This window comes from Aeromonas sp. 602658, assembly GCF_049173005.1.
Lineage (GTDB): Bacteria > Pseudomonadota > Gammaproteobacteria > Enterobacterales > Aeromonadaceae > Aeromonas > Aeromonas veronii_A.
In genome coordinates this window covers 1-691 of the sequence record NZ_JAAKRF010000072.1, presented here as the reverse complement: position 1 = coordinate 691, position 691 = coordinate 1, and the positions used below count along the sequence as shown (strand labels likewise).

The following is a 691-nucleotide window of genomic DNA, read 5'->3' as shown; positions in this document are numbered from 1 at the left end:
ATTCATGACTGGGGTGAAGTCGTAACAAGGTAACCCTAGGGGAACCTGGGGTTGGATCACCTCCTTACCTTAAGATGTCGTGTTGTTGAGTGTTCACACAGATTGCCTTGATTCAAGTTTAGAGACAGTACACGAAGTGGGTCTGTAGCTCAGGTGGTTAGAGCGCACCCCTGATAAGGGTGAGGTCGGTGGTTCGAGTCCACTCAGACCCACCACTTCGTTCCAGATTATGGGGCTATAGCTCAGCTGGGAGAGCGCCTGCTTTGCACGCAGGAGGTCTGCGGTTCGATCCCGCATAGCTCCACCATAATCGGTACTGAATTTTGCGAGAAGCAAAAGCCATGAGTTGAACGAAATGTTCAATCTATGTCTTTGACTTCTTTATGAAGTTTGCTCTTTAACAATCTGGAAAGCTGATTTAAAAAGTAGTTCTCAAACATTTGTTACAAGTGCTTTGGAAACTTCTTGGCGAAAACCAAATTTTATTTGGTCCTTGTTGTACAGCAACAAGCTGCGTCGGTTTCACCGACACTTCTTGGGGTTGTATGGTTAAGTGACTAAGCGTACATGGTGGATGCCTTGGCAGTCAGAGGCGATGAAGGACGTACTAACCTGCGATAAGCTGTGAGAAGTCGGTAAGAGACGCTATTACTCACAGATTTCCGAATGGGGAAACCCACCCGAGATAACT

General features: G+C 46.7%; 2 tRNA genes and 2 rRNA genes. All 4 read left to right on the top strand.

Annotation, left to right across the window (positions count from 1 at the left end):
* Positions 1–67 (top strand): 16S ribosomal RNA (locus tag G5253_RS20500); the annotation flags it as partial.
* A gap of 71 nt (positions 68–138) precedes the next feature.
* A tRNA-Ile gene (locus tag G5253_RS20495) sits at positions 139–215 on the top strand.
* 16 nt (positions 216–231) lie between these two features.
* Positions 232–307, top strand: a tRNA-Ala gene (locus tag G5253_RS20490).
* A 240-nt stretch (positions 308–547) separates the two neighbouring features.
* Positions 548–691 (top strand): 23S ribosomal RNA (locus tag G5253_RS20485); the annotation flags it as partial.